Raw genomic sequence first — 26,575 nt, forward strand, 5'->3', positions numbered from 1 at the left:
CTACACCCCTGTGGTGCAACCACCCGAAAGCATCACCCGCCACCGCAAACCCCGCTACCGGATACCCACTAAACCGCTACCCGAAAGTCACCACACCGCTACCAACTAGCCGGTCGCAACAGCATAGTCTTGCGGACTGATTTCACTATGCGACGGCATAGTCTCGGCACGGTCATTCACTATGCAGCTGCATAGTCTGGTGGGCTGATTCCACTATGCAGCTGCATAGTTTTTGGCGATGCCTGGTCCGCCTCGGGGGAGGTTGGTTCGGCCTCGTTGGCTATGCAGCGGCATAGTCTTGCGGACTGATTTCACTATGCAGCTGCATAGTCCCGACACCGCCATCACTATGCAGCGGCATAGTGGAACGAAGGGCGGATCGGATCAATTCGCGTGCTGGATTCCGGGTTACCGCTTTTGCCAGATGCGAAGCAGCTGGTTTTCGGTGTAGGCGTAGTCGGGGTCGACCGCCTCGATCGCGCGGGTGAGGCGCTCCTCCCACCGCTGCATGATTTCCGTACCCGGAGGGCCGATCGGGCCGTCCGGATTCTCCACGGCGGCGTCGAGCACGATGCCGGCAATTTCGATGTCGGGCCGCGTCCAATTGCGCCCGTCGCTGAGCTCGAGAAAAGCGCGACAAGCTGCGAGCGCCTTGTTTGGATCTTCCAGTGGTGCTTCGTGGAACAGCACCGCGGTGGCCCAGTGGTGCATGGCGAGAAGCTTGTCGCTTTCCGACGGCGCTTCCGCCCCTTCAACGAACCGGTACAGACCGAGCGGAGAATACTGCGCTGCGTCGTAGGCCTTGAGCATCATCACTGCCCAGAGAGCGACGGGGGAGTCGGCGAGCGCGTCTAAGACTTCCTCGCCGGAGATGCTGCGGGAGGTGCTGTGATTGCGCGCGAGTGGCGCGATGACGGCAACGTGCGTTTCTGTGTCGTTAGACTCGGACAGGATCGCCTTGGCTTCCTCCCATGTCAGATCGGGTATTGGTGTGGGTTCGGTGTCGGCGAGGTACTGGTCCAGGGTGATGGGGTCTGAAATCTGTGGCGTCATGGGTCGAGCTCCTATTTCTTCTTGGGTTGGTAGTAGTGAGGGTCTTGGTCGACTGTGCGGGTTTGGATTCCGCGGGTGTCGAAGTTGACTTTGAGCCAGCTAACAAACTCGGAGGTGTAGTACTGGTCCATCCACAGGTCGGGGTTGTCGGGTGAGGTTCGGATTCTGAACACTGGTGCCTGCGGCGTGTCTTCGTGGAGGTTGAAGGCGCGGAAGCCGATGTAGTCGCCGTACTGGCTAGTGAACGTGCATTCGGCAATTCGAGCACCCTGCTGGTTGAGCGTACGTCGGATCGCGGTGGCTGCATCGGTCGGAGCGATAAGCATGCCGATGGATTCGTTGAGGCCGTAACGCGGGTAAGGGGAGCCGTCCGAGTCGAAGCAGCTTTCGAACACATCGAAATGCTGGCCGTCGATTGTGCCGAAATGCTGGGCTTCTTCCACGTCCAAAACAGAGATCGATGGGTCGAATGCAAAGACCGCCGTGCCGATCTTTTGCTCGATTTTGTGGCAAAGCACCGTTCTCTCCTTGGTTTTGCTTACCTGCCTGGGCTAAACCGCGGATGGGCGGCCGGGGTAGGCGCCTTCGGCAACGCCAAGTTCGTAAAGCTTGCCCAAAATGTCGTCACCGGCGAGGCATGCCTGCAGTTCGTCGGCGTAGATGGGGTAGACGCCGAAGAAGTGGACGGCTTCGTCGCCCACAGGCGTGCGCAGAAAATCTCCGTCGGCGTCAACCGTGAATGCGCTGCCGATGATGAAGCCGGAGAATTCGCTGCCCGGATAGGTCTCGCTCGGGTCGAGCCCTGCCTGGCCCGAGGTTCCGTAGGACAGCCACGTATCCATGTCTTTGGGTAGGCGAGCGGTGGACTTGAGCAGGGTTACGGGCCAGCTGATCGCGTCGCCTTCGGGGCCGTTTTGCGAGCCTATCTTCGCAAGTGGCCAATCGTCCGGAAGCGTCATCACCAGCTCTGTGCGGTTGAATTCTTCCTTCCCGGGTGGCATCTGCATCCGGTAGTCGTTCATCCCCGAGGTGCACAGCGTCCAGAATTGACGCTGCTCGGTGGGGGCCCAGCAATAGACGTCGATGTGCAGCTCGTCTGAGATGAGCTCGTGAAAAACTGAATAGTCCTCGCCCAACAGCGGGGCAAGGCGGTAGTGCACAATGTCTTTCGGAATCTGCGGGTTGGTCATGTGACCTAAAGTACACAAATCACGATCGCGTGACTGATGACAGGTTGTCAGTTTCCTGTGATGTGTTTAATCTCCCGGGTGAACCCACCCCACCACCAGTCGCGCCACTCGGTGAAAGAGGGATGCGCCGGGGGAGTGATCACATCCGAACCGACGTGCAGTTCGCTGACCGGGCTGATGCCGTGCAGGGAGTTGAGGAACCACAACGGGCGCTCGGCGGCGGCACCGGGGTACAGCTGGCGCCGCTCGACATGCATACGCAGCTGAGCCGCCCGCGAAACAACCTGCTGCAACGTCACGCTCGGCAGCCACACGCCGTCGGGGAGGCACAGAGTGTCGCCGCCCCACATCACCAGCGCGCCGGTGGTGGTCTCCAGCATGGCGCCATGCCTATCGACGATCACCGTGTCGTCCGTCCCCGCCACCTGGTACCGCGAACGGTACGCGCGGAACGCTGCGAAGTCGGGGCCCTTCACCTCGGGCTGGGTTCGCGGGTCGGGGGCCTGCGCATATGTCAGTGATGTGGTGGGGCGCGGGGGAGGGGCGGAGCGGACGTCGAGAAGCAAAAGCCCCTGCGACAGGGCGATGCGGGGAAACAGTTCGCCCTCGGACAGCAGTGGCATGAGCTTCTCGACGAACCCGTCCGGCAGCGGACCCGCAGCACGCGAAAACCGCTGAAGGTGCAGGTCGAGGCCATTGGTGCGGCCGGAGGAGTGGCGCCAGGAGTCGGCGACGTCGAGGGGCCCGTCGGGAACATCGCGCGGGATGAACGAGCCGTGCCAGGCGTACCTACGCATCCCACGCCCCCAGCACGGACTGGGCCTTAAGGTTGCGCTCGTCGAGCTCGGCCTCTGCGTCGGAGGCCAGCACGATCGCCCCGCCGGCGCCCACGGTCACGGTGTCACCTGCGCGCACGGCGGTGCGGATCACCACGGACAGGTCGGCCTGGCCGTCGAAGCCGAAGTAGCCCAGCGCGCCGGAGTAGACGCCGCGTGGGGAGGTCTCAAGCCGGTCGATGATTTCGCAGGTGCGCAGCTTCGGCGCGCCGGTCATAGAGCCGGGCGGGAACGTCGCGCGCACGGCGTCGACGGCGGTGTGGCCCTCGCGCAGCCGGCCGGTGATGGTGGAGACCAGCTGGTGGACGGTGGCAAACGATTCCACCTGCATCAACCCAGGCACGCGCACGGTGCCGGGCTCGCAGACGCGCGAGAGGTCGTTGCGGAGCAGGTCCACGATCATGAGGTTTTCGGCGCGGGTTTTCGCATCGTTCAGCAGCGCCAGGTCCTCGTCGGCGGCGATGGTGCCCTTGATCGGCTTCGCCTCCACGTCGCGCCCGCGCACGGTGAGGAAGCGCTCAGGCGAGGCGCTGGCGACCTCGACGCCGTCGAAAAGCAGGTGCGCCGCGTACGGCGCCGGGTTGTGTTCGCGCAGTGCAGCGTAGATATCGCCCGTCGCGCGCGTGGTGTAGGTGTCGGTCAGGCACACCTCGTAACTCTCGCCCGCGCGAAGCAACTCCTGCGCCTCCTCGATGCTGGCGAGGTAGTCCGGGTTGCTCCAGGAGCCTTCGCCTATCGACGCACCTCCGGCGGTGCCCGCCCCCGCAAGCGCCTGTGCAAGCCGGTCGAGCAAACCGTCGGCGCCGTCGCCGGCCAGGGCGCACAGGTGCGCGGTTTCGGCATCGTGGTCGTAGACGATGAACGACTGCGGGCGCACAAAGTACGCGTCCGGGAAGGGCGAGCGGTGGCGCAGCGTGATCGGCATAGTCAGCTCGGCGCACTCGTAGCCCAGGTACCCGATCCACCCGCCGGTAAACGGTAGGTCGGGCGCGTCGATGACCGGGGTGGATAGCTCGGTGTCGAGGGTGTCGAGCACGTTGCCGTCGCCAAGCGAAAAGCGAATGGAGCGCGAGAGCGCACCTGCGGTGTCGCCGAGGATGGAGAAACGCCCGCGTGTGTCGGCGGAGTCGAGGAAGAACGCGTCGTTGCCGTCTCGCGAGATCGCGTTGAACACGCGCTGGCAGTCGAGCGCGCCGGGCACCTCGCGGTGGATGATGCGCCAGCCGCCGAGGAAGTTGCGCATGAGCGCCGCGCCGTGCTGGGTGAGGACGGATTCCGGGTGGAATTGCACGCCCCAGTGATTCAGTCCGTCGACCTTGAGCGCTTGGATGACGCCGTCCTTGCTGCGGGCGTGCACGGTGATGCCGGGTACCTCTTCGACGTGCAAGGAGTGGTAGCGCACCACCTCGAAGCCCTGCGGGATGCCAGCGAAGATGCCCTCGCCGGAATGGGTGACGGTGGAGACGAACCCGTGGCGCGGCTCGGGCGCGCGGGTGACGCTGGCACCGGCAAGCATGGCCAGGCCCTGGTGGCCGAGGCACACGCCGAGCAGCGGGACGCCGGCGTCCGCGGCTGCCTCGATGACGCGCCGGGACGCGCCGAAGTCCTCCTCGCGCTCAGGTGTGCCGGGGCCGGGGGAGATGACCACGTGGCTGAACTCGCCGGCGCGCACCCGCTGCGGAAGGTCGCCGGCCTCGCCCGCGGGGACCACGAGGGGCTCGCGGCCGGCGGCCTCGGCGATGAGGTGGGCGAGGTTGAATGTATATGAGTCGTAATTGTCGACGAGCAGAATCATTGTGCCGAGATCGTATAGCGTTTAACTGCATGGACGCCACAATCCGGCCAGCTCGCGCCGAAGACGCCGCCACTGTCGCCGCCGTGCACAACCGCTCCCGCGCACAAGCGTTCCGCGGACGCATCGCCGACGAGGTGCTGGACAACTTCGAACCCCTGGAGCTCAAGTGGGCCGAGTACTTCGACGCCCCCGACGGCCGCGTCTTCCTTGCGGAGGTGGACGGCGAGGCTGTGGGCATGGCCTACGGCGTGCCCGGCGAGCGCACTGAGCTGTGCAACCTCTACCTGCTCGAGGAGGCGGCCGGAAACGGCATATCCGAGCAACTCCTGGACGCGGTCGTGCGCCCAGGCGAGCCCGCGTTCTTGTGGGTGGCGGACTTCAACGAGCGCGCCCAGGCCTTCTACACCAAGCAGGGCTTCGCCTTCGACGGCGAGGAAACGTACCACGCGGGCGACGGCGTCACCTTGAAGCGCATGGTGCGCGGCTAGCTAGTTGATCGGGGTGGGCTCGATCTTCCACACGTCCTCGGCGTAGTCGCGGATCGTGCGGTCGGAGGAGAAGCGGCCGGACTCGCAGATGTTGATCCAGCACTTGCGGGCCCACTCGTCCGGGTCGGCGTAGTAGTCGGCGGCCATGCGGTCGCGGGCCTCGCGGTAGGCGGCGAAATCGCCGAGCACGTAGTAGACGTCCTGCTCGCCGTAGCCGTTGTCTTCCAGCAGCGAGGCGCGGATGTCGTGGAAGGCGCCGGTGCCGCGGTCGTCCAGGGTGCCGTCGACGAGCGCGTCGAGGGCGCGCATGAGCCCCGGGGTCTGCTCGGCCACCTGGCGCGGGTTGTAGTGCGCCTTCAGCTCCGGAAGCTCCTCCTCGCGGGCGCCGAAGATGTAGGCTTTGTCCTCTCCGACGGCGTCGACGATCTCCACGTTCGCGCCGTCCATGGTGCCCAGGGTGAGCGCGCCGTTCATCATGAACTTCATGTTCGAGGTGCCCGAGGCCTCCTTGCCGGCGGTGGAGATCTGCTCGGAAACATCGGTGGCCGGGATGATGTGCTCGGCGGGGGAGACGTTGTAGTTCTCCACGAACACCACGTGGATGTACTTCGAGGCCTCCGGGTCGTTGTTCACCAGCTCAGCGATGGTGTTGATGAGTTTGATGATGCCCTTGGCGGTGACGTAGCCGGGGGCCGCCTTCGCGCCGAAGATGAAGGTGCGCTTCGGCACGTCGCGCTCGCCGTCGACCGTGATGCGGAAGTACAGATCCAGGATGTACAGCGCGTTCATCAGCTGGCGCTTGTACTCGTGGAGGCGCTTGATCTGGGTGTCGTAGACGGAGCCTGGGTCGATCTCCACGCCCTGGCGCTCGCGGATCCACTCGGCGAAGTCACGCTTGTTCGCCGCCTTGATGTCGCGGAGTTCGTTGAGCACCTTTGGGTCGTCGATAAGCGGGCGGAGTTCCTTGAGCTTGTCCAGGTCGGTGACCCATGCGTCGGAGCCGGAGAGGCGGTCCAAAAGCTCGGACAGGCGCGGGTTGCACATGCGCAGCCAGCGGCGGGGCGTCACACCGTTGGTTTTGTTGTTGAAGCGCTCCGGGTACAGGCCGTGCCAGAAGCCGAGGGTGTCGCGTTTGATGATCTCGGTGTGCAGCGCCGCCACACCGTTGACGGAGTAGGAGGCGTAGCAGGCGATCCACGCCATGTGTACGCGCCCGTCGTGCACCGGGGAGTAGTGGTGGGCCGTCTCCGCGTCCACGCCGCGGGCCTCCATGTCCAGGCGGTAGCGGCGGTCGATCTCCTCCACGATCTCCCAGATGCGCCAGAACAGCTGCTTGAAGATGGACTCCTCCCACGTCTCCAGCGCCTCCTGCAGCACCGTGTGGTTGGTGTAGGCGAACGTGTGGGTGGTCACCTCCCAGGCGTCGTCCCAGCCCAGGCCGTGCTCGTCCATGAGCAGGCGCATCAGCTCGGGGATGCCCAGCACCGGGTGGGTGTCGTTGAGCTGGATGGAGTTGTACTTGTGGAAGTCGCGCAGGTCGTCGCCGTGGGCGGCGCGGTAGTCGTCGATAAGCTCTTGCAGCGATGCGGAGCAGAAGAAGTACTGCTGGCGCACGCGCAGAAGCTTGCCAGCGTAGGTGGAGTCGTTGGGGTAGAGCACGCGGGTGATGTCGTGGACGGCCTCGCGCTCGAGGATCGCGTCGGCGAAGCGCTGGGAGTTGAACGCGTCGTAGTCGAACTCGGCGATCGGGGAGGCGTCCCACAGGCGCAGCGTGCCCACGTTGTCGGTGCCGTAGCCGGTGATCGGCATGTCGTAGGGGATGGCGCGCACGTGCATGTCGTCGAACTTCACAATGCGCTGCTCGGAGCCGCGGCGGATGATGAAGGGGTAGAACGATTCCTTCCACGCGTCCGGGTGCTCGCGCTGAAAGCCGTCCTCGAACTCCTGGCGGAACAGCCCGTAGCGGTACAGCAGGCCGTAGCCGGTCAGCGGGAAGTCCTGCTCGGCGGCGGAATCGAGGAAGCAGGCGGCCAGGCGCCCCAGGCCGCCGTTGCCGAGGGCGGCGTCGTGCTCGGCCTCCAGCACGTCCGAAAGCTCGAAGCCGTTCTCCTCGGCGATAGCCTTCGCCTTATCGACGAGCCCAAGGTTGGTCAGGTTGTTCAGCAACGCCCGACCTTCCAGGAATTCCGCCGAGAAGTACGAGGCACGGCGGGTGTTCTTGTAGGCGTTGCGGGTTGCCGCCCAGTTGTCGGCGATCTGCTCGACAGTGGCGGCCGAAAGGCCCGTCCAGAACTTCTTCACCGTGGAGTCCTGCGGCGCGCGGCCGGAGAAGCTGCGGACGTGGCCCTCGACGGTCTGCTCGAATGGTGGTGGCGTGGTGGCAGTCATGTGCCCCGAGCGTACCGGCGTGGTCGCAGACGTGCAGGTGAGCTACTTAGCCAAGTAGGTCAGCGCCGCGGTCAGTCCTGCGCGGGTGGAGGCGTCGATGGTGGGCTCGTACTCCGGCAGGAAGGTGGACATGTGGTTGACCGGAACGTCCTCGCCGACGCGGTCTTCCTCCACGGCCTTGTCCCACACGTCGTGGGGCGTGCAGCCGACAAGCCAGAAGAAGTACGGCGCGCCGTAGGCCTGGCCGATGACGGGGAAGTCCTCGGAGACGGTCTTCGGGTCGGCGGTGACGGAGGCGTCGCTGAAGACGCCGTCGAACTGCTCGCGCACGCGAGCGAAGACTTCCTCGTCGTTGTCCAAAAGCTCGCCGTGGGCGAAAAAGGAGATCATGGCCTGGTCCAGCGAGCCGGAGGCCAGCACCTCGGCGTGGACCACGCGCTTGATGGCGGAGTACACCTTCGCCTTGACCCGGTCGGAGTAGAAGCGGCAGTTGAGCACCAGCTCGGCCTCGCCCGGGATGATGTTGTTGGTGGTGCCTGCGTGCATGCTGGCCACGGTGACCACGGCGAAGTCCGCCGGGTCCACTTCGCGGCCAACGACCGCTTGCAGGCGGGCGATGATCATCGCCGCGGTGTAGGTGGGGTCGATGGCGTTGTGCGGCATGGAGCCGTGGGCGGCGCGGCCCGGGATCTTGATGCGGATGGAGTCGCAGGCCGCGAACTGCGGGCCCGGCTTGGACATCACCTCGCCCGCGCGGCCCGGCATGACGTGCTGGCCGAAGACCACGTCCGGCGCCGGCACCTTCTCGGTCAGGCCGCCGTCGGCCATGTCCTGGGCGCCGGCGCCGATCTCCTCGCCGGGCTGGAACAGGGCGATAAACGTGCCGGACCAGTGCTCGCGGGTGTTGTCCATAAAGTCGCACATGCTCAAAAGCGCGGTGGTGTGGATGTCGTGGCCGCAGGCGTGCATGGTGCCCACGGTCTGCCCGTCGGCGGTCTTCGCCACCTTGTGGGAGGCGTACGGCGCGCCGGTCTGCTCCGTCACGGGCAGGCCGTCGAAATCCGCGCGGTGCATTACCGTCGGGCCCTCGCCGTTTTCGAAGACGGCGCAGATGCCGAACTTGCCGATCGGGGCGATGACTTCGCAGTCGAAGCGTGACAGCTCCATCATCAGGCGGCTGTAGGTCTCCTCCTCCTGCAAGGACAGTTCCGGGTTGGCGTGCAGCAGCTCGTAGAGGCGGCGCTGCCACACCTCGTCCACGGAGTAGGAGCGCAAAATCTCGGAAATATTACTCAAAATTCATCTCTCCAAATTTGGGTTATAACGCAATAGGTTGGGTGCCGGGGTACATTCCTCGGCGATGCGTAACGACGCAGACACGTGGCCGTCGCTACGCAATGTGCGAAGTGCCGCGGTGGCGCGGTCGCGCATGTCAAACGGCGAGAGCGTGTTCACGTAAATCTGCGTGCCGCCCTCGAAGCCGGCGAGGGTGGAGATGCGCCATTTCAGGTTGATGCGCCACGGCATGGGCACGTCCAGGTCCACAGGGCGGTAATGCCACTCCTCGTTGGTGGCCACCTGCCCGCCGGTGGCGGCGTGCGCCGCGTGCAGCAGGTCGGACACCGCGCGGACCTCCTCGTCCGTGTGCTCCCACGGCTCGCTGGCGCGCGACTTCGAGTACACCGTCATGGTGGGGTAGCGGTGGCCCACGCCGGCGGTGAGGATGGCGTGGTCGTTCTCCGCGATCACCAGGTTTTGGTAGAACGCGTGGTTGACGCCCCAGTCGTTGTACAGGTTCAGATTCTGGCGCAGCTTCGCCGTTTCAGTTTCGGCGTTGACGCCGCGCTCGTCGATGGCCACCAGCTGCTTGTGCAGGTGCTCGAACGACGCGCCGGCGGGCGAGAGCCAGTTTTGGAACACCACCACGTAGCGGGCGTAGGTGTGCTGCTCCACCAAGTCGCGCAGCGAATCAACGGTGAACGCGATGAAGCGGTAGTGCTCCTCCGGGGTCAGCGACCCGGAGCCGGCGAGCTGGTTGGTGCGCGTAGCACCGTCCTGGTAGTGGCGCCGGCCGATGATCACGTCGTGCCCGCCGCCGAAGTACGCCGGGGCAAGCTCGAGCAGCTCTTCGTCGGGCCTGTCCGGGTCCTGGCCCGCCGCAGCCAGGCGCGTGCGCACGGTTGCCAGCACATGCTCGCGCCCGGCGGGATCCGCCAGGTAGCGCTCCATGTGGCTGCGGCGCGCCACGGGCATTTCGTAGCCGTAGTTTTTCTGCCAATAGTCGTAGGAGACGATCTCGAACAGGTTGGGCACCCGCCGAAACTCCGCGACTGTGTTGTCTAACTCGTCGGGCATGGCGTCGCGCAGGATGGCAAACCCCTCGCCGTCGGCGACCAGCCGCGACTTCTCCGGCGGGGTGCGCAGTTTGCGCGCTTCGCAGAAATTGCAGGTGTCCGTGTGCGCGCCGGGTCCCAAAAGCTCAGGCGGGGCGCCTGTGGCGGTAAGGGGCCTGTTGCCGCGACCTGGAACTGTCCACACCTCCGTGCCGGAGAACGGATTGACCTGCTTTAAGGTCCCGTCCGCCATGGTCCGCAGCGCAACGTGGTACGAGTGCGCTGGATTCACGGTGGGGTTAGACATGCACGCAACCATACCGGTTAGCCTTGAGCGCATGTCTGTGATCCAATTCGACGTCCTCGTCCCACCCACCGTCGCCGGCGAGGTCAAAGAGGTCTTCCAGCGCGCACTCGACATCCTCGTGCACCGCGAGAAGCTCACCGCGGGCACGGTGGAAATGGAGCAGGTGCTAATCGACGACTCCGTGCGCGCGCAGCTGGCCGAAACCTACGAGCGGGACCGGGGCGAAGACCCCGCGGAAGCAGAAGTGTTCCGCTACAGCATCACGCCCGAAGGCGCGGACAGCCTCAACGGCCTCGCCATGGGCCTGTCGCGCATCCTCACCCCGAAGGTGGACCTGCCGCGCGACCCGGTGATGCTCGAGGATCAGGACCGCTTCGAGTCGCCCTCGATCTACCCCTGGACCGTAGAGGTGTTGAGGTAGACCACGGCGATCTCTGCGCCGGCCTGGGTGAGCTGCTCGCGCACGTTGTCGGTCTCCGGGAGAGTGACCGCGATGGTGCCCGCGTCCGGCTGCTCGTCGAAACGGCCAGCGGCCACGGCAAACATAGAGTCGGCCTCGCGGGCCAGCTCGCCGACCACGGAGGCGACCTTGCCGGTGCCGGTTTGCCCGTCGAAGCGGCCCTCGCCGGTGATCACGAGAGCTGCGCCTGCGACCTGCTCCGCGAGCCCGTTGGAGTCCGCCACCACGCGCGCGCCGGGCAGGATATGCACGTGGGATGAGTCCCCGTGGAGCATGGTGGACAGCCAGGTGATGCCGACGCCCACGCCTCCCGCAGCGCCTAAGCCTGGGGTTGCCGGGTCCACGTCCGCGACCTCGCACAGACGTGCCAGGCCCCGGTCGAGCACCTCGATGTCGTCTCCTGTTGCGCCCTTCTGCGGGCCGAACACGTGCGCCGCGCCCTGCGGACCGGTGGCGGGTGCGGTGGTGTCCGTGAGCAGGACCCACTCCACGGCGCCGGCGGGGACGTTGACCTTCGCGGTGTCGAAGTGAGCCAGCTGCTCCAACGCGCCGCCGCCGGGCTTGAGCTGGTAGCCGGCCTGATCCAGGGGATTGACGCCAAGGGCGACGAGGATGCCGGTGCCGCCGTCGATCGTTGCGGTGCCCCCGAGGCCCAGCACGATGCGCTCGGCGCCGCGGGTCTGCGCGTCCGCGATGAGCACGCCGGTGCCGTACGTGTCGCCGGTCAGCGGCACCGGCTCATCCACCGCGGGCAGGCCCGAGGCGGCGGCGACGTCGATGTAGGCAGTCTTGCTCGGGGCGTGGAAGGTGTACTCCGCCTCGGTGAGGCGGCCGGCTGCGGTAGTCGTCGGCAAGCAAATGCGCTCGCCCTCGAACAACGACGAGGTGCCTTCGCCGCCATCGGCCATGGGGGTGAGCACGATCTGCGCGTCGCGGATGACGGAGCGCACGCCTTCGGCGAGCCATTCGGCGGCCTCGGCGGCGGTTGCGGTGGATTTGAAGGAGTCCGGCGCGACAACGATTTTGGGCGACGGAACTGCGTCGAGGGGAGAAACCATGGGGAAAGTTTAGCTGGCGGCAACGCGCAGCCGAATGGTGTTGTAAAGTTTGTCCGGTACACAATTCTGCATAGCTATAGATATCGGAGGCCACGCCCAATGAGCGCGATTGACCAAGAAGTTGCCGGCTACTACCAGAAACTGCTGGAGCGCAACGCGGGCGAGCCGGAGTTCCACCAGGCGGTTGCCGAAGTGCTGGATTCGCTGAAGATCGTGCTGGGCAAGGACCCGCACTACGCGGACTACGGCCTGATCGAGCGCCTCTGCGAGCCGGAGCGCCAGATCATCTTCCGCGTGCCCTGGCTGGACGACGACAACAATGTGCGCGTCAACCGCGGCTTCCGTGTCCAGTTCAACTCCGCGCTCGGCCCGTACAAGGGCGGGCTGCGCTTCCACCCGAGCGTGAACCTGGGCATCATCAAATTCCTCGGCTTCGAGCAGATCTTCAAAAACTCCCTGACCGGCCTGCCCATCGGCGGCGGCAAGGGCGGCTCCGACTTTGACCCGAAGGGCCGCTCCGACGGGGAGATCATGCGCTTTTGCCAGTCCTTCATGACGGAACTGTGGCGCCACATCGGCGAGTACCGTGACGTGCCCGCCGGCGACATCGGCGTGGGCGCCCGCGAGATCGGCTACCTGTTCGGCCAGTACCGCCGCCTGGTGGACCAGCACGAGTCCGGCGTGCTCACCGGCAAGGGGCTGACCTGGGGCGGCTCCCTGGTGCGCAAGGAGGCCACCGGTTACGGCAGCGTCTACTTCACCAACGAGATGATGAAGGCGAACGGTGACTCCATCGACGGCGCGAAGGTGATCGTCTCCGGCTCCGGCAATGTGGCGATCTACGCGATGAAGAAGGCGCAGGAGCTCGGCGCAACTGTGGTTGGCTTCTCCGATTCCTCCGGCTGGGTGGAAACCCCGAACGGCGTGGACATCGAGCTCGTCCAGGAGATCAAGGAGAAGCGCCGCGGGCGCGTGTCCGAGTACGTGGAGGAGGCCACGGGCGCGACCTTCCACAGCGACGGCTCCATCTGGGACCTGAAGGCGGACGTGGCGCTGCCGTGTGCGACGCAGAACGAGCTCAACGGCGACCATGCGCGTACCCTCGTTGACAACGGCGTGCGTTACGTCGCGGAGGGCGCGAACATGCCGTCCACCGCCGAAGCGGTGGAGGTATTCCGCGAGCGCGGCGTCTGCTTCGGCCCGGGCAAGGCCGCCAACGCCGGCGGCGTGGCCACCTCCGCGCTGGAGATGCAGCAGAACGCCTCGCGCGACTCCTGGTCCTTTGACTACACGGACGACCGCCTGCACCAGATCATGTCCAACATCTTCACGGTGGCCAAGGACACTGCCGAGGAATACGACCACGCAGGCGACTACGTCATTGGCGCAAATATCGCCGGTTTTAAAAAGGTTGCCGACGCGATGCTCGCCCAGGGCGTGATTTAACGTTTCAGCGGGTACGCTTAGGCACCATGTACCGCGTTTTTGAAGCCCTGGATGAGCTAGTTCAGACCCTGGAGCAGGCCTACGGCGTGCCCATGACCTCCAATTGCATGGTTCCCCGCAACGAGATGCTTGGGCTTCTCGACGACCTCCGGAACGCCCTGCCCGTCGACTTGGACGACGCGCAGGACGTGCTGGACAAGCAGGACGAGATCCTGCGCGGGGCGCAGGACCGCGCCGACATGCTCGTCGGCGACGCGGAGGAGGATGCCCGCCGCATCGTCTCCGACGCGCACTCCGAGTCCGAGTCGATGCTCTCCGACGCGCAGGCGCGTGCGACCAACCTGGTCACCGACGCGGAGGAAGAGTCCAACATGATGGTCACCCAGGCGCAGAACGTGGCCGAGATGACCGTGAACAACGCGCAGCGCGAGGCCGACAACATCGTCGAATCCGGCAACGCGGAGTACCAGCGCACCGTGGATAAGGGCCTGGCGGAGCAGGAGCGCCTCATCTCCGAGTCCGAGGTCATGCGCCGCGCCGACGAGGAGGCGCACCGCCTGGTGGATGAAGCGACCGCAGAGTCCAACCGCCTGCGCTCGGAGTGCGACGACTATGTCGATTCCAAGCTCGCCGAGTTTGAGGAGGGGCTGCGAAACGTGCTGCAGACCGTCTCCTCCGACCGCTCCGCGCTGCGCCGCGGTGCGGGTGCCGCTGGTGCTGCGGTTCGCGGCCGACGCGACGACTACTAACGGGTAGTCTGTTGCCGTTATGTCTACCAATCCTTTCGTATTCGATGTCAGCGACGTGCTCGGCGGCGACGGCACCCCAGAGACGGCGACACAGACAGGCCCGTCCCCGTCGCGCATCGGCCCCGAGATGATCGCCATCCCGGCAGGGCGCGAGGTTGAAGTTGAGGCGACGCTGATCCCGCTGGGTTCCGGCGTGATGGTGGATGCCACCGCGACCGCGCAGCTTGAAGGCCAGTGCGTGCGCTGCTTAAAGGAGCTCACCCCGACCGAGACGCTGCGCATCTCCGAGGTGTTTTCCGCCTCCGACGACTTCATCACCGGCGACAGTGAGGAAGACGAGGACCAGGGCTCCGGCGACGAGATCCACAAGGTTGTCGACGGCACCGTGGACCTAGAGCAGGCGTTCGTGGACGAGGCCGGCATGAACTGGCCGTTCAACCCCACCTGCCAGCCGGAGTGCGAGGGCGACACCGACGTGCCGGCCCCGGACGCGGTCGAGGGCGAGGAAAACAACCTGGTCGACCCGCGCTGGGCCGACCTGGAGAAGTTCCTGTGAGTCGCTCGAAGAAGAACAAGGGCAACGCGGACGAGCTGTGGGAGCAGGCGTTTGACGCCGTCGACCACGCCCCGCTCATTGCGCACCTCGGCGTGGACATCGAGCGCGACAGCCTGAAGCTTGCGCTGACGCACCGCTCGTTCGCCAACGAGCACGGGCACCTGCCCAACAACGAGCGCTTAGAGTTCGTCGGCGACGCCGTGCTGGGTTTGTCCGTGGCCACCAAGCTGTTCGAGCTGTACCCGTCGCGCCCGGAGTCCGACCTGTCGCCGATGCGCGCGGCCATCGTCTCGCGCTACGGCCTGGCCGACATCGCCCGGGAGATCGACCTGGGCAAGCACGTGCTCATCGGCAAGGGCGAGGAACTCACCGGCGGCCGCGAGAAAGAGTCGATCCTCGCGGACACCACCGAGGCCATCTTCGGTGCGATCTACCTGCAGCATGGCTTTGAGCCGGCGCGCGATGTGATACTCAAGCTTTTCGACGAGAAGCTCCGCACCGCCACCGTGAGCAAGAAGCACCACGACTGGAAGACCGACCTGCAGGTGCGCCTGGCCGAGCTGAAGCTGCCGGTGGCGGAGTACGTCTCCGAGGCTGAAGGTCCCGAGCACAACCAGACGTTTACCGCGCAGGCGCTGGTGGGCGGGGTTTCCCGCGGCACCGGCACCGGCCCGAACAAGAAGCTGGCGGAGCAGGAGGCGGCCCACCAGGCGGTGCTGTACCTGCGCGACCACGCAGCGGAGGCCGTGCGCGGCAATGCCTGAGCTGCCCGAGGTTGAGGTGGTGCGACGCGGGCTGGACCAGCACGTGGTCGGCCGCACATTCCAGCGGGTGGAAGTGCTGCACCCCCGCGCCGCCCGCGGCAACACCGTGGACCTGACGCAAACCTTGCCGGGGTTGGCAATTACCGGCACTGGCCGTCGCGGCAAGTACATGTGGTTCACGCTCAGCGACGGCGCAGCACTCCTCGTGCATTTGCGCATGAGCGGGCAGATGCTCGTCGCAAAGCATGGCACCGTGACCTCGCCGCACCTGCGCATCCGAGCGGACATGGGGGAGGTGGAGCTGGATTTTGTGGACCAGCGCACCTTTGGATTCTGGCAGTACACGCAGCTTATCGACGGCATTCCGCAGCCCGCGGTCCACATCGCCCCCGACCCGTTTGAGGACGACTTTGACCTTCGCGAGACCGCGCGTGCGATGCGGCGCAGAAGGTCACCGCTGAAGAATGTGCTGCTGAACCAGGAGGTGGTCAGCGGCATCGGCTCCATCTACGCCGACGAGGCGATGTGGGCCGCGCGCCTGAAACCCTGGCGCAGCGCGAAAACCATGCGGCAGCGCGACGCGGAGGCCGTGCTGGACGCCTCGCGCGAGGTGATGGCCCGCTCGCTGGAGCAAGGCGGCACCAGCTTCGACTCGCTGTACGTCAACGTCAACGGCGCGTCCGGGTACTTCTCCCGCTCGCTCAACGCCTACGGGCAGGCGGGCACACCCTGCGCGCGCTGCGGCACCCCGATCGAGCGCGTGACGGTCGGCGGGCGCTCCAGTTACTTCTGCCCGGTCTGCCAGGTGCGCTAGCGCGCGAGTACGGTGGTGCGACATGGTTGATCAGTCAGCATTCAAAGACGCAATGAGCCAGCTGGCTGCCGCGGTGGCAATCGTGACCACCGGTTCCGCGACAGACCCGCACGGCACCACCGTCAGCGCGTTTATGTCCCTGTCGCTGGATCCGCCGATGGTGCTGGTGTCTCTGGACAAGAGGTCATCGCTGTTGGCGTTGTTGTCCGAAGGTGCGTCGATAGGCATTAATGTGCTCTCCACCGAGCAGAACCTGCTCGCGCGGCGCTTCGCCTCGAAGGGGGTGGACCGCTTCGCGGGGGTGGAGTGGCAGATGGCGGACGGCGCGCCGCAGCTGGCCGGCAACCACACCTGGGTGGCCGGGAGTGTGGCGCAGCGGATTGAGGCGGGCGACCATGTGCTCGTGCTTGTCGACGTTGCCGCCGCCGACGTCAACACCAACTGCCCGCTGCTGTACTGGCAACGCGAGTTTGGCACCCACGGCGCGATTCAGCCTGGCGAGGTGTGCACACCGGAGGTGGAGGGGTAGCTCAAAGACCCGTCGTTGTGTGATGTGGGCAACCTGGCGATACACTGCCCGCCATGGAAACCGCTACCTCATTCGTCGAGGACACTCTCAACGGCGTGATCTGGAACGTCGTCCCCGTGTTCCTCGTCCTCGCCGGCGTCTACTTCGGCGTGCGCACACTGTTCGTTCAAATCCGCCTGTTCCCGGAGATGCTCAAGGCGGTCGCCGAAACCCCGAAGGGCAAGGACCGCGAGGGGCGCGACCTCGATGAAGAGTACGGCGGCCTGTCCGCATTCAAGGCCTTCACCATTTCCGCCGCCTCGCGCGTGGGCACCGGCAACATCGCCGGCGTGGCGCTGGCAATCTCCATCGGCGGTCCGGGCTCGGTGTTCTGGATGTGGATGCTTGCCCTGCTCGGCGGCGCCACCGCGTTCGTGGAGTCCACCCTTGCACAGCTGTGGAAGACCAAGGACGCCGAGGGCAACTACCACGGCGGGCCGGCCTACTACATGACGCGCGGCCTGGGCTGGAAGCCGCTCGCCGTGATCTTCTCCGCGTTCTTGGCCGTCACCTACGGCTTCGTCTACAACGCCATCCAGACCAACTCCATCGTCGAGGCAGTCGGCGGCTCCCTGGGCACCGACTCCGTCGTGCTGAAGGGCGTCGTCGCCGCTGTGATCGCCACCCTGACCGCCCTGGTCATCTTCGGCGGCGTGACCCGCATCGCCTCCTGGACCCAGGTCATCGTGCCGTTCATGGCCGGCGCCTACATCCTCCTCGGCCTGGCCGTGCTGGTGATCAACTGGCGCGAGATCCCGGGCATGGTCGAGATGATCGTCGGCCACGCTTTGGGCCTCGAGCAGGTTGTCGGGGCCGGTGTTGGTGCCGCATTCATGCAGGGTATGCGCCGCGGCCTGTTCTCCAATGAGGCTGGTATGGGCTCCGCCCCGAACGCCGCCGCCACCGCAACGGTGTCCCACCCCGTCAAGCAGGGCCTCGTGCAGACCCTCGGCGTCTACTTCGACACCCTGCTGGTCTGCTCCATCACCGCGTTCGTGGTGCTGCTCGGCCCGGCTGTGACCTACGGCCGCGACGACATCCAGGGCGCCTCGCTGACCCAGTCCGCGTTGGCCGACTCCGTCGGCGCATGGGGCGCGCACGCCATCACTTTCATCCTGTTCTTCCTGGCGTTTTCCTCCGTGATCGGCAACTACTACCTCGCGCAGGCGAACCTGCAGTACCTCACCGACTCGAAGACCGCGATGACGGTGTTCCGCCTCGTTGTCATCGGCTTTGTCATCTTCGGCGCGTTCGGCTCTGTTCCGCTGGTGTGGGCGCTCGGCGACACCATGGCCGGCCTGCTGGCCATCTTCAACATCGTCGCCATCGTCCCGCTCGGCGGCGTGGCGCTGAAGCTGCTGAAGAACTTCAACGACCAGCGTCGCAAGGGCATCGACCCGGTGTTCCACCGCGAGATGCTGCCGGAGCTGAAGAACGTGGAGTACTGGGACGGCTCCGACCCGGTGACCCGCCGCAGCGCAGACGACCGCATCACCGTCAGCGAGGACAACGACGGGCGGTAGTCCCCGCTACGCTTGGGCGGCATGGCAACAACACGCATGACCGCCCACGTCCACGGCAACGTCCAGGGGGTGGGGTTTCGCTGGTGGACCCGCTCCCGCGCCCTCGAGCTGGGGTTGGCTGGCTACGCGAAGAACCTTGCTGATGGCAGGGTAGAGGTGGTTGCGGAGGGGGCCGAAGGTGACGTCGAGAAGCTCAAAGCCCTTCTTGAAGAGCAGCCTTCGACTGCGAAGCGCCCGGGCAATGTGGAGCACGTCCAGGCGCAGTTCGGGGAGCCAAAGGGCGCGGAAGGGTTTGAGGAGCGATGAGCTCACTGTTTGACGGCTAATGAGAGTTCGGGGAGGTAACGCGGTCAGGCGAGTCAACGGTGAAATGGACCTTCGCCCCAACTGCTCGCGCATAGCGCTGCACGGTCGACAGTTGCGGGTCTGATTCACCCCGTTCCAGATCTGATATTGCAGACTGAGTGGTACCCATGACGCTTGCAACCTGGCGTTGGGTCTGGCCGGACGATTTCCTGATCTGCCGCAGTCTTTCTGCGAGAGCGGACCGGGCGGAGGCATCCTCAAAAGCTCCCGCGAATTCGGGGTCCTCTAACTGGCTTCCAAAATCGATTTCCGTGGAATTATCATTCGTGTAGCTCATTGCAGCATTCCCTCCAATATCGGTTATGGCAGATTTTACGGGAGTCTTTGAAGACGTCCATTGGCCTTTCCTTGTTCCCTTGCCTGGCGTCGCGCACGCTGGGTTACACTGCCCCAATGCACCTGAAATCGCTGACGCTCAAAGGATTCAAGTCCTTCGCGTCGGCGACGACGATGAAATTCGAGCCCGGCATCTGCGCGGTGGTGGGGCCGAACGGCTCCGGCAAGTCCAACGTGGTGGATGCACTCGCGTGGGTGATGGGCGAGCAAGGCGCGAAGAATCTGCGCGGCGGGAAGATGGAAGACGTCATTTTCGCCGGCGCGGGCGGCCGCAAACCGCTGGGGCGCGCCGAGGTCACGCTCACCTTCGACAACACGGACAAGCGCCTGCCCATCGACTACACCGATGTGGCCATCACTCGCCGCATGTTCCGCGACGGCGCCTCGGAGTACGAGATCAACGGCTCCAAGGCGCGCCTGATGGACATCCAGGAGCTGTTGTCCGACTCCGGCATCGGTCGCGAGATGCACATCATCGTCGGCCAGGGCAAGCTCTCCGAGATCTTGGATTCGCGCCCCGAGGAGCGCCGCGCGTTCATCGAGGAGGCTGCGGGTGTGCTCAAGCACCGCCGCCGTAAGGAGAAGGCGCAGCGCAAACTCACGGGCATGCAGGCGAACCTGGACCGCCTCACCGACCTCACCGATGAGCTGGGCAAGCAGCTCAAACCCTTGGCCCGCCAGGCCGAGGCCGCCAAACGGGGTGCTGCGGTGCAGGCGGAGTTGCGTGACGCGAAGCTTAAGCTCGCCGGTGACCAGGTGGTGCGGCTGCGCGCGAAGTACGCCGACGCCGAGCGCGCCGCCGAGATGCTGGCGGAGCAGGTGGAAACCGTCACCGCCACGCTAGAGACCGCGGTGGAGGAGCAGGAGGCCGTGGAAGCCCGCCAGCAGGAGCTGCAGCCGCAGGCGCAGGAGGCGCAGCAGTTGTGGTTCGCGCTGTCCACGCTGGCTGAGCGCGTCAGCGCCACCCAGCGCATTGCTTCGGAGCGCGCCCGCAGTTCCAACTCGTTCGCACCCTACGCGGGCCAAGATCCGGAGGACCTGGAGGCGAGGGCTTCGCTTGCCGACGAGCGCTACGCCGAGGCCCTCGAAGCCGCCGAAGAGGCCGCGGAGAAGCTCGAGACCATCCGCGAGGAAGTTGCCGAGCGGCAGGAGGCCTTCGACGCCGCCGAGCGCGAGCACATGGCGCAGGTGCGCGCGATCGCGGACCGTCGTGAAGGTGTTGTGCGCCTGATCGCGCAGGAGGAGTCCCAGGCAGCGGCGGTCGAGGCGGCCGAGGACGAGGTCCGCCGCCTGGAGGAGACGCTCGCGGAGACGAAGCAGCGCGCCCGGGAGGCCGATGCGGAGGTCGCGTCCGTCGAGGAGCGCATTGCGGGCTTTAGCTCGGAGCGTTCGCCTCTCGACGACGCATTCGCCCGCGCCCACACCGAATCCGACGCCGCCGACAAGCGCCTGGACCAGCTGCGGGCGAAGCAGCGCGAGCACGAGCGGGCCGTGGCGACCCTGCAGTCGCGCATTGACACCCTGGCGGAGCAGGCGCCGAAGCGTTCGGCGGAGGACGTGCTGGAAGGCTTCACCGCCCTTGCCGGCCTGGTCACCGTGGAGCCAGGGCTGGACCGCGCGCTCGCTGCCGCGCTCGGCGAGCACGCCGAGGCGCTGGCGGGCGAGGTCTCCGACGACGCGGTCGGCGCACTGGAGTCCGCCGCGCGCACGGTGGTGGTGGACGCGCGCGGCGGGTCGACCTGGCGCTTGGACACCGACGGCGAGGTGGACTGGCTGCTCGACCATGTGGAGCTGGACCCAACGGTGGTTGGCCCGGTCACGCGCCTGCTCGCGGACGTGGTGGTGGCGGACGACCTCGTCGCCGCCCGCGGCGTGGTGGAACAGGACCCGCGCCTGCGCGCTGTCACCCCAGCGGGCGTGCTGGTGGGCGAGGGGTGGGTCGCCGCCGGCACCGGGCAGACGTCCACGGTGGAGGTCTCCGCCCGCATCGAGGCCGCAAAGTCGGAACTCGCCGAGGCGCAGCAGCTGCTCGAGGAGCTTGCCGGCACGCTCGAGGGCGCGACCGTCGCCGCCGACGAGGCCCGCGTCAGTGCCGCCTCCGCCAAAGCAGCGTTGCGCGAGCACGACACCGAGGTCGAATCCTGGCGCCGCGACCTCGCCCGCCTGGTCAAGCAGGCTGAGGCGAACAAGTCCGAGCACGAGCGGGCGGCGGCGCGTGCGAACGAGGCGGACGCGCGCCTGGCGCAGCGCAAGGCCGAGCTGGAGGAGACACGCGATCGCCTCACCCGCGTGGACACAGACGTGGCTGAGTCACCGGAGGAGCCGTCGACGGAGCAGCGCGACCAGGCCAGAAACGCGCTTAACCACGCTAAGTCCCTGGAGATGGAGGCCACGCTCGCTTCGCGCACCGCGCAGCAGCGCGCCGAAGCGGAGGCCGGCAAGGGTGACGCGTTGCGCCGGCAGGCGGAGCAGGAGCGGCAGGCGAAGGCCCGCCATGAAGCGGCGATGGCTCGCCGGAGGGCGGAAGGGGAGCTGGCCGGTGCCGTCGAGAAGCACGCGCGCGACTTGGCAGCCCGCATCGAGGACGCGCTCGCCCGCGCCACCGCCCAGCGCGACGAACTGAACGCGCAGGTCAACTCGTTGCAGGGCAAGGTGCAGCAGGCGCGCCAACAGGTGGGCGCCACCCGCCAGCAGCTCGCGCGGCTGACCGACAACGCGCACCAGTCCGACATCGCGCGCTCGCAAGCGCAGGTGCGCATCGACGAGGCAGAAGCCAACATCACCTCCTCGTTGGGCATCGCGGTCGCCGACCTGCTCGCGGACTACACCCCGGGCGAGGACTTCGACCGTGACGCCGAGCAGAAGCGGCTCAAACAGGCGGAGAAGGACCTGCGTGCCCTGGGCAAGGTCAACCCGCTGGCGCTGGAAGAGTTCAAGGCACTGGAGGAGCGCTACACGTTCTTGAGCACCCAGCTCGACGACGTGATCCAGGCGCGCAAGGACCTCACGAACGTGATCGAGGACGTGGACGCGCAGATCCTGCAGCTGTTCACCGACGCGTGGGCGGACGTGGAGGCGGAGTTCCCGCGCGTGTTCCAGACCCTGTTCCCGGGCGGCGAGGCGCGCCTCGTGCTCACCGAGCCGGACGACATGCTTGCCACCGGCATCGAGATCGAGGCCCGCCCGCCGGGCAAGCGGGTCAAGCGCCTGTCCTTGCTTTCCGGCGGCGAGAAGTCGCTGACGGCGCTCGCCTTCCTGGTGGCGATCTTCCGCGCGCGCCCCAGCCCGTTCTACGTGCTCGACGAGGTCGAGGCAGCACTCGACGACGTCAACCTCCGGCGCCTCATCGCCCTGCTCGAAGAGCTGCGGCAGGACTCCCAGCTCATCGTGATCACGCACCAGAAGCCCACCATGGACGTGGCGAACGTGCTCTACGGCGTGACCATGCGCGGCGACGGCGTCACCCGCGTGCTCTCGCAGCGCATGCAGCCTGCCGGGGCTGCGCCCGCAGTGTAATATCATCCGAAAGTTGGAGAAAGGATGACTATGTCTGTATCGCGTACCTCGGCAGTGGTGGGGGTTTTCGCGCTGGCTCTCGTAGTTGGCGGATGCTCCACCTCAGCGGATTTGGACGGCACCTACACCAAGGTTGAATCAGCTGGTGAGGAGAGTCTGACCAGTACCCTCACCATCGGCGGGGGCGACTGCACGCTGCACCACGTCGCCGAGCCCGAAAATGTGGAGGCTGACGAGTCGTGCACCGTCGATGAGGATAACCTCATCTTCACCGCGGATGGCGCGGAAACACGGTTGCCGGTCACCCAAACAGACGATGGAGATTTGCGGATCGGACTTGGTGACGGGGAGCTCTACCAAAAGAGCCACTAGGGCCTTCTTGATGCCCGTCCCCGCGTGATGTCGGCGGTGCTGGCACACTAGAGCGCATGGATCTCAATGCTTTAGTGAACAGCACTGCGTTTTGGATTGTTCTCGCAGTCATCGTCATTGCGCTGATCCTCATCGGCGTTGTCGTCGCCGGTAAGAAGCGCAGGGAATCGAAGACCATCTCCTTTGACAAGGTCGAAGAGCCCAAGGAGCTGACCCAGCAGGAGAAATCGGGCAACTATCAGGCCAAGGGCGGCTTCAACTTCGCGCAAGCGGACGCGCAACCGAAGCAGCCGGAGCCGATCCGCCGCGACAAGCCCGCGCCTGAGGCGGCCGCGGCCTTTGTTCCTCCGAAACAGGAGGAAGAGGAGACCGTGGTCGAGCGCGCAATTTCGCGTGACGACGAACCACAGGTCCCCACCGAAACCACCCAGCCAGCGAAGGTTGAGCAGGAAGCGCCGGTTGAGCCGGCAGAGCCGGTGGAGCAGCCGGCAGCGCCAGCTGAGCCGGTTGCCGAGGAGAAGCCGGAGCAGCCCGTCGAACCGGCTGAGCCCGTGGAGCCAGCCGAGCCGGTAGAACCCGCTGAGCCCGTGGAGAGGGTTGACGAGGTCGAGGCGGAGCCCGTCGATAGGCAGACTGCTGAGGCAGAGGAAGCCGCGGCGGCTGCGGCGGCCGCGCAGGAGAGTGCGGACGAGGCGCGACAGGACGGTGCCGAGGTCTCCGAGGACGCCGTCGTCGTTGAGGCGCCGACGGAGGAGCCGCTGGACGACATCGCACCGGCCGCCGGCCGCATGGGCAAGCTGCGCGGGCGCCTGTCGCGCTCCCAGAACGCGATCGGCCAGGGGCTGCTCGGCATCCTCACCGCGGGCGACCTGGACGAGGACGCCTGGGAGGAGATCGAGGACACGCTGATCATGGCGGACCTCGGCGCCGAGCTGACCATGAAGGTCACCGATTCGCTGCGCGAGAAGATCGCCGAGCGCGGCGTGGAGACCGAGGACCAGGCGCGCGCGATGCTGCGTGAGACGCTGATCGAGGCCGCGCGCCCGGAGATGGACCGCTCCATCAAGGCCATGCCCAACGACGGTAAGCCGGCCGTGATCCTCGTTGTCGGCGTGAACGGCACCGGCAAGACCACCACCACCGGCAAGCTCGCGCGCGTGCTGGTGTCCATGGGCCACTCCGTGGTCCTCGGCGCGGCCGACACCTTCCGCGCGGCCGCCGCGGACCAGCTGGAGACCTGGGGCAAGCGCGTCGGCGCCTCCACCGTGCGTGGCAAGGAGGGCGCGGACCCGGCGTCCGTCGCCTTCGACGCGGTGGCCACCGGCGTGTCCGAGGGCGCGGACGTCGTGCTCGTGGACACCGCGGGCCGCCTGCACACCTCCACCGGCCTGATGGACCAGCTGGGCAAGGTCAAGCGCGTGGTGGAGAAGAAGAGCAACGTCGACGAGGTCCTGCTGGTCCTCGATGCCACCGTCGGCCAGAACGGCATCATGCAAGCGCGCGTGTTCCGCGAGGTCGTGGACATCACCGGCGTGGTGCTGACCAAGCTCGACGGCACCGCGAAGGGCGGCATCGTCTTCCAGGTGCAGGAGGAGCTCGGCGTACCCGTCAAGCTCGTCGGCCTGGGCGAGGGCGCCGACGACCTCGCGCCGTTTGAGGTGGAAAGCTTCGTCGACGCGTTGCTCGGCTAAGCATTTGCCTATCGACGCCCACGCGCCCCGGCTGACAGCACAGTGATGTGCTAGTCGCCCGGGGCGCGCGCTAGTCTTGTGGGGATTATTTTCCGCTAGCAGCACAAGGGAGCGTGCACACCGTGTTCGAGTCACTGTCCGACCGCCTCCAATCAGCCCTCGGCGGCCTGCGCGGCAAGGGCAAGCTCACCGAGGAAGACATCAACGCCACCGCGCGCGAGATCCGTCTCGCCCTGCTTGAGGCGGATGTCTCGCTCACCGTCGTGCGCGCGTTTATCAAGCGCGTCAAGGAGCGCGCGCTCGGCGCCGATGTCTCAGCGGCGCTGAACCCTGCGCAGCAGGTGATCAAGATCGTCGACGAGGAGCTGACCAACATCCTCGGCGGCGAAACGCGCCGGCTGAACATGGCGAAGAACCCTCCGACCGTGATCATGCTGGCCGGTCTGCAGGGCGCCGGTAAGACCACGCTCGCCGGCAAGCTGGCCAAGCACCTGGCCAAGCAGGGCCATACCCCGATGCTGGTGGCCTGCGACCTGCAGCGCCCGGGCGCGGTGCAGCAGCTGCAGATCGTCGGCGAGCGCGCCGGCGTGCCCACCTTCGCACCGGATCCGGGCACGTCCCTGGATTCCTATGAGCACGAGATGGGCACCTCCCACGGCGACCCGGTCGCCGTGGCGCAGCAGGGCATCGAGTACGCCAAGCAGCAAAAGAACGACGTGGTCATCATCGATACCGCGGGTCGCCTCGGCATCGACGAGACGCTGATGACCCAGGCGCGCAACATCCGCGACGCCGTCAACCCCGACGAGGTCCTCTTCGTCATCGATGCCATGATCGGCCAGGACGCGGTGAAGACCGCCGAGGCGTTCGCCCAGGGCGTAGATTTCACCGGCGTGGTGCTGACCAAGCTCGACGGCGACGCCCGCGGCGGTGCGGCTCTGTCCATCCGTGAGGTCACCGGCAAGCCGATCCTGTACGCGTCGACAGGCGAGAAGCTCGAGGACTTCGACGTCTTCCACCCGGAGCGCATGTCCAGCCGCATCCTCGGCATGGGCGATCTGCTCTCTCTGATCGAGCAGGCCGAGGCGACCTACAACGAGCAGGACGCCGAAGCCGCCGCGAACAAGCTCACCTCCGGCGAGCTGACCCTGGAAGACTTCCTGGACCAGCTGCTGATGATCCGCCGCATGGGCCCGATCGGCAACCTGCTGAAGATGATGCCGGGCGGCAAGCAGATGAACCAGATGGCCGACATGGTCGACGAGAAGCAGCTCGACCGCATCCAGGCCATCATCCGCGGCATGACGCCCGAGGAGCGCCAGGACCCCAAGATCCTCAATGCCTCTCGACGCAAGCGCATCGCCAACGGCTCCGGTGTGAAGGTCTCCGACGTCAACCAGCTCGTCGACCGCTTCTTCGAAGCCAAGAAGATGATGGGACAGATGGCCAGCCAGTTCGGCCTGCCGGGCATGCCGGGCATGGGCGGCGGCCGCTCCGCCACGAAGAAGAAGCCGAAGGGTCGCAAGGGCAAGAACGGCAAGCGCAAGGCGCCGAAGCGCGGAGGTGGCATGCCTAAGATGCCGGGCATGCCGGGCATGGGCGGCGGTATGCCGGGGATGCCCGGCGGGATGCCGGACCCGAAGGAGCTGGAGAAGCTCCAGGAGCAGCTGCCCGCAGGCATGCAGGGTATGGACCTGAACAACCTGGACTTCAACGAGGCGATGAAGCGCATGCAGAAGGGCAAGTTCTTCTAAGCCGCGCTGCGGTCTGCCCGGGCGTTGTTGCCAACCGGCGGCACTCTCCCGCAGACCCCGAGCGGAGGACCCCTAGTATGGCCATTTTTCGGCCGTACTAGGGGTTTCTTGCTCTGGTTCTGTAGGGCGGGGCTCCGGCGGTGGGGCCGTGGGTGCGGGTGGGGCTCCGGGGCATAGACCCTGGGAGGCAAAGCCTGGGATCGCGCAAAAAT

24 protein-coding genes are annotated in these 26,575 nt (G+C 66.3%); 14 read left to right on the forward strand and 10 right to left on the reverse strand.

Features of this window, described 5'->3' with window-relative positions; all coding sequences use genetic code 11:
- Positions 1-408 precede the first annotated feature (408 nt).
- Genes MHY23_RS11140 through MHY23_RS11160 form a run of 5 tightly spaced genes read right to left on the reverse strand, consistent with a single transcriptional unit; the run spans position 409 to position 4,874 of the window.
- Positions 409-1,053, reverse strand: a complete 645-nt coding sequence (locus MHY23_RS11140; protein WP_239307602.1) for a hypothetical protein — start codon at positions 1,051-1,053, stop codon at positions 409-411.
- An 11-nt stretch (positions 1,054-1,064) separates the two neighbouring features.
- Positions 1,065-1,571, reverse strand: a complete 507-nt coding sequence (locus MHY23_RS11145; protein ID WP_239307603.1) for a hypothetical protein — start codon at positions 1,569-1,571, stop codon at positions 1,065-1,067.
- Positions 1,572-1,604: 33 nt separating this feature from the next.
- Complete coding sequence (locus tag MHY23_RS11150) at positions 1,605-2,243, reverse strand: suppressor of fused domain protein (RefSeq protein ID WP_239307604.1); 639 nt, start codon at positions 2,241-2,243, stop codon at positions 1,605-1,607.
- A 47-nt stretch (positions 2,244-2,290) separates the two neighbouring features.
- Entirely contained in the window at positions 2,291-3,040 is a 750-nt protein-coding gene (locus MHY23_RS11155) for an aminotransferase class IV (protein ID WP_239307605.1), read from the reverse strand.
- Positions 3,033-4,874, reverse strand: coding sequence for a chorismate-binding protein (locus MHY23_RS11160; RefSeq protein ID WP_239307606.1), 1,842 nt, complete (start codon positions 4,872-4,874; stop codon positions 3,033-3,035). The genes MHY23_RS11155 and MHY23_RS11160 overlap by 8 nt, the downstream gene beginning before the upstream one ends.
- 29 nt (positions 4,875-4,903) lie before the next feature.
- Between MHY23_RS11160 and MHY23_RS11165 the strand changes: the two genes are divergently transcribed.
- Positions 4,904-5,362 (forward strand): GNAT family N-acetyltransferase, encoded by a 459-nt coding sequence (locus tag MHY23_RS11165; protein ID WP_239307607.1) that lies wholly within the window; start codon positions 4,904-4,906, stop codon positions 5,360-5,362.
- Here MHY23_RS11165 and MHY23_RS11170 read toward each other — a convergent pair whose 3' ends face one another.
- Genes MHY23_RS11170 through MHY23_RS11180 form a run of 3 tightly spaced genes read right to left on the reverse strand, consistent with a single transcriptional unit; the run spans position 5,363 to position 10,390 of the window.
- A complete protein-coding gene (locus MHY23_RS11170; RefSeq protein WP_239307608.1) occupies positions 5,363-7,750 on the reverse strand; it encodes a glycogen/starch/alpha-glucan phosphorylase in 2,388 nt (795 codons plus the stop codon). It lies immediately after the preceding gene.
- A 42-nt stretch (positions 7,751-7,792) separates the two neighbouring features.
- Positions 7,793-9,046, reverse strand: a complete 1,254-nt coding sequence (locus tag MHY23_RS11175) for an amidohydrolase (RefSeq protein ID WP_239307609.1) — start codon at positions 9,044-9,046, stop codon at positions 7,793-7,795.
- 3 nt (positions 9,047-9,049) lie between these two features.
- The gene (locus MHY23_RS11180) at positions 9,050-10,390 is read right to left on the reverse strand and encodes a DUF4921 family protein (protein WP_239307610.1); all 1,341 of its coding nucleotides are present in this window, start codon (positions 10,388-10,390) and stop codon (positions 9,050-9,052) included.
- Between the two features lie 31 nt (positions 10,391-10,421).
- Between MHY23_RS11180 and MHY23_RS11185 the strand changes: the two genes are divergently transcribed.
- The gene (locus tag MHY23_RS11185) at positions 10,422-10,811 is read left to right on the forward strand and encodes a hypothetical protein (protein WP_239307611.1); all 390 of its coding nucleotides are present in this window, start codon (positions 10,422-10,424) and stop codon (positions 10,809-10,811) included.
- Here MHY23_RS11185 and MHY23_RS11190 read toward each other — a convergent pair.
- A complete protein-coding gene (locus tag MHY23_RS11190) occupies positions 10,781-11,908 on the reverse strand; it encodes a glycerate kinase (RefSeq protein ID WP_239307612.1) in 1,128 nt (375 codons plus the stop codon). The genes MHY23_RS11185 and MHY23_RS11190 overlap by 31 nt on opposite strands.
- Before the next feature lie 99 nt (positions 11,909-12,007).
- Here MHY23_RS11190 and gdhA point away from each other — a divergent pair, with 99 nt between their 5' ends.
- From gdhA to MHY23_RS11230, 8 genes are read left to right on the forward strand one after another with little or no spacing between them, the layout of a single operon-like run.
- Positions 12,008-13,354: an NADP-specific glutamate dehydrogenase gene (gdhA, locus tag MHY23_RS11195; protein ID WP_181888681.1), complete on the forward strand. Its 1,347-nt coding sequence runs from the start codon at positions 12,008-12,010 to the stop codon at positions 13,352-13,354.
- A 26-nt stretch (positions 13,355-13,380) separates the two neighbouring features.
- Positions 13,381-14,103: a DivIVA domain-containing protein gene (locus tag MHY23_RS11200; protein ID WP_239307613.1), complete on the forward strand. Its 723-nt coding sequence runs from the start codon at positions 13,381-13,383 to the stop codon at positions 14,101-14,103.
- 19 nt (positions 14,104-14,122) lie between these two features.
- Complete coding sequence (locus MHY23_RS11205; protein ID WP_239307614.1) at positions 14,123-14,659, forward strand: DUF177 domain-containing protein; 537 nt, start codon at positions 14,123-14,125, stop codon at positions 14,657-14,659.
- Positions 14,656-15,423: a ribonuclease III gene (gene rnc, locus MHY23_RS11210; protein ID WP_239307615.1), complete on the forward strand. Its 768-nt coding sequence runs from the start codon at positions 14,656-14,658 to the stop codon at positions 15,421-15,423. The genes MHY23_RS11205 and rnc overlap by 4 nt, the downstream gene beginning before the upstream one ends.
- Positions 15,416-16,237, forward strand: coding sequence for a bifunctional DNA-formamidopyrimidine glycosylase/DNA-(apurinic or apyrimidinic site) lyase (gene mutM / locus MHY23_RS11215; protein WP_239307616.1), 822 nt, complete (start codon positions 15,416-15,418; stop codon positions 16,235-16,237). The genes rnc and mutM overlap by 8 nt, the downstream gene beginning before the upstream one ends.
- A 22-nt stretch (positions 16,238-16,259) precedes the next feature.
- On the forward strand, positions 16,260-16,766 hold the full coding sequence (locus MHY23_RS11220) for a flavin reductase family protein (protein ID WP_239307617.1): 507 nt from the start codon (positions 16,260-16,262) through the stop codon (positions 16,764-16,766).
- Positions 16,767-16,819: 53 nt separating this feature from the next.
- Entirely contained in the window at positions 16,820-18,328 is a 1,509-nt protein-coding gene (locus MHY23_RS11225) for a sodium:alanine symporter family protein (RefSeq protein ID WP_239307618.1), read from the forward strand.
- A gap of 21 nt (positions 18,329-18,349) precedes the next feature.
- Positions 18,350-18,634, forward strand: a complete 285-nt coding sequence (locus MHY23_RS11230) for an acylphosphatase (protein ID WP_239307619.1) — start codon at positions 18,350-18,352, stop codon at positions 18,632-18,634.
- A 16-nt stretch (positions 18,635-18,650) separates the two neighbouring features.
- Here MHY23_RS11230 and MHY23_RS12010 read toward each other — a convergent pair whose 3' ends face one another.
- Positions 18,651-18,971 (reverse strand): helix-turn-helix domain-containing protein, encoded by a 321-nt coding sequence (locus MHY23_RS12010; RefSeq protein ID WP_370645852.1) that lies wholly within the window; start codon positions 18,969-18,971, stop codon positions 18,651-18,653.
- A 116-nt stretch (positions 18,972-19,087) separates the two neighbouring features.
- On the opposite strand from MHY23_RS12010, the gene smc reads away from it, so the two are divergent.
- The 4 genes from smc to ffh all read left to right on the forward strand — a co-directional run bounded on the left by smc (position 19,088) and on the right by ffh (position 26,363).
- Complete coding sequence (gene smc / locus MHY23_RS11235) at positions 19,088-22,546, forward strand: chromosome segregation protein SMC (RefSeq protein WP_239307620.1); 3,459 nt, start codon at positions 19,088-19,090, stop codon at positions 22,544-22,546.
- 30 nt (positions 22,547-22,576) lie between these two features.
- On the forward strand, positions 22,577-22,918 hold the full coding sequence (locus tag MHY23_RS11240; RefSeq protein ID WP_239307621.1) for a hypothetical protein: 342 nt from the start codon (positions 22,577-22,579) through the stop codon (positions 22,916-22,918).
- A 56-nt stretch (positions 22,919-22,974) separates the two neighbouring features.
- Positions 22,975-24,609: a signal recognition particle-docking protein FtsY gene (gene ftsY / locus MHY23_RS11245; protein WP_239307622.1), complete on the forward strand. Its 1,635-nt coding sequence runs from the start codon at positions 22,975-22,977 to the stop codon at positions 24,607-24,609.
- Positions 24,610-24,731: 122 nt separating this feature from the next.
- Positions 24,732-26,363: a signal recognition particle protein gene (gene ffh, locus MHY23_RS11250; RefSeq protein ID WP_239307623.1), complete on the forward strand. Its 1,632-nt coding sequence runs from the start codon at positions 24,732-24,734 to the stop codon at positions 26,361-26,363.
- Positions 26,364-26,575 lie beyond the last annotated feature (212 nt).

This window comes from Corynebacterium sp. ACRQP (assembly GCF_022345915.1).
GTDB lineage: Bacteria > Actinomycetota > Actinomycetes > Mycobacteriales > Mycobacteriaceae > Corynebacterium > Corynebacterium lehmanniae.

What these genes read in the sequence shown, in the direction of transcription:
- MHY23_RS11140 (WP_239307602.1), bottom strand. Translation starts at nt 1,053, where the DNA reads ATGACGCCACAGATTTCAGACCCCATCACCCTGGACCAGTACCTCGCC.
- MHY23_RS11150 (WP_239307604.1), bottom strand. Translation starts at nt 2,243, where the DNA reads ATGACCAACCCGCAGATTCCGAAAGACATTGTGCACTACCGCCTTGCC.
- MHY23_RS11155 (WP_239307605.1), bottom strand. Translation starts at nt 3,040, where the DNA reads ATGCGTAGGTACGCCTGGCACGGCTCGTTCATCCCGCGCGATGTTCCC.
- MHY23_RS11160 (WP_239307606.1), bottom strand. Translation starts at nt 4,874, where the DNA reads ATGATTCTGCTCGTCGACAATTACGACTCATATACATTCAACCTCGCC.
- MHY23_RS11165 (WP_239307607.1), top strand. Translation starts at nt 4,904, where the DNA reads ATGGACGCCACAATCCGGCCAGCTCGCGCCGAAGACGCCGCCACTGTC.
- MHY23_RS11170 (WP_239307608.1), bottom strand. Translation starts at nt 7,750, where the DNA reads ATGACTGCCACCACGCCACCACCATTCGAGCAGACCGTCGAGGGCCAC.
- MHY23_RS11180 (WP_239307610.1), bottom strand. Translation starts at nt 10,390, where the DNA reads ATGTCTAACCCCACCGTGAATCCAGCGCACTCGTACCACGTTGCGCTG.
- MHY23_RS11185 (WP_239307611.1), top strand. Translation starts at nt 10,422, where the DNA reads ATGTCTGTGATCCAATTCGACGTCCTCGTCCCACCCACCGTCGCCGGC.
- MHY23_RS11190 (WP_239307612.1), bottom strand. Translation starts at nt 11,908, where the DNA reads ATGGTTTCTCCCCTCGACGCAGTTCCGTCGCCCAAAATCGTTGTCGCG.
- gdhA (WP_181888681.1), top strand. Translation starts at nt 12,008, where the DNA reads ATGAGCGCGATTGACCAAGAAGTTGCCGGCTACTACCAGAAACTGCTG.
- MHY23_RS11200 (WP_239307613.1), top strand. Translation starts at nt 13,381, where the DNA reads ATGTACCGCGTTTTTGAAGCCCTGGATGAGCTAGTTCAGACCCTGGAG.
- MHY23_RS11205 (WP_239307614.1), top strand. Translation starts at nt 14,123, where the DNA reads ATGTCTACCAATCCTTTCGTATTCGATGTCAGCGACGTGCTCGGCGGC.
- mutM (WP_239307616.1), top strand. Translation starts at nt 15,416, where the DNA reads ATGCCTGAGCTGCCCGAGGTTGAGGTGGTGCGACGCGGGCTGGACCAG.
- MHY23_RS11220 (WP_239307617.1), top strand. Translation starts at nt 16,260, where the DNA reads ATGGTTGATCAGTCAGCATTCAAAGACGCAATGAGCCAGCTGGCTGCC.
- MHY23_RS11225 (WP_239307618.1), top strand. Translation starts at nt 16,820, where the DNA reads ATGGAAACCGCTACCTCATTCGTCGAGGACACTCTCAACGGCGTGATC.
- MHY23_RS11230 (WP_239307619.1), top strand. Translation starts at nt 18,350, where the DNA reads ATGGCAACAACACGCATGACCGCCCACGTCCACGGCAACGTCCAGGGG.
- MHY23_RS12010 (WP_370645852.1), bottom strand. Translation starts at nt 18,971, where the DNA reads ATGAGCTACACGAATGATAATTCCACGGAAATCGATTTTGGAAGCCAG.
- smc (WP_239307620.1), top strand. Translation starts at nt 19,088, where the DNA reads ATGCACCTGAAATCGCTGACGCTCAAAGGATTCAAGTCCTTCGCGTCG.
- MHY23_RS11240 (WP_239307621.1), top strand. Translation starts at nt 22,577, where the DNA reads ATGTCTGTATCGCGTACCTCGGCAGTGGTGGGGGTTTTCGCGCTGGCT.
- ftsY (WP_239307622.1), top strand. Translation starts at nt 22,975, where the DNA reads ATGGATCTCAATGCTTTAGTGAACAGCACTGCGTTTTGGATTGTTCTC.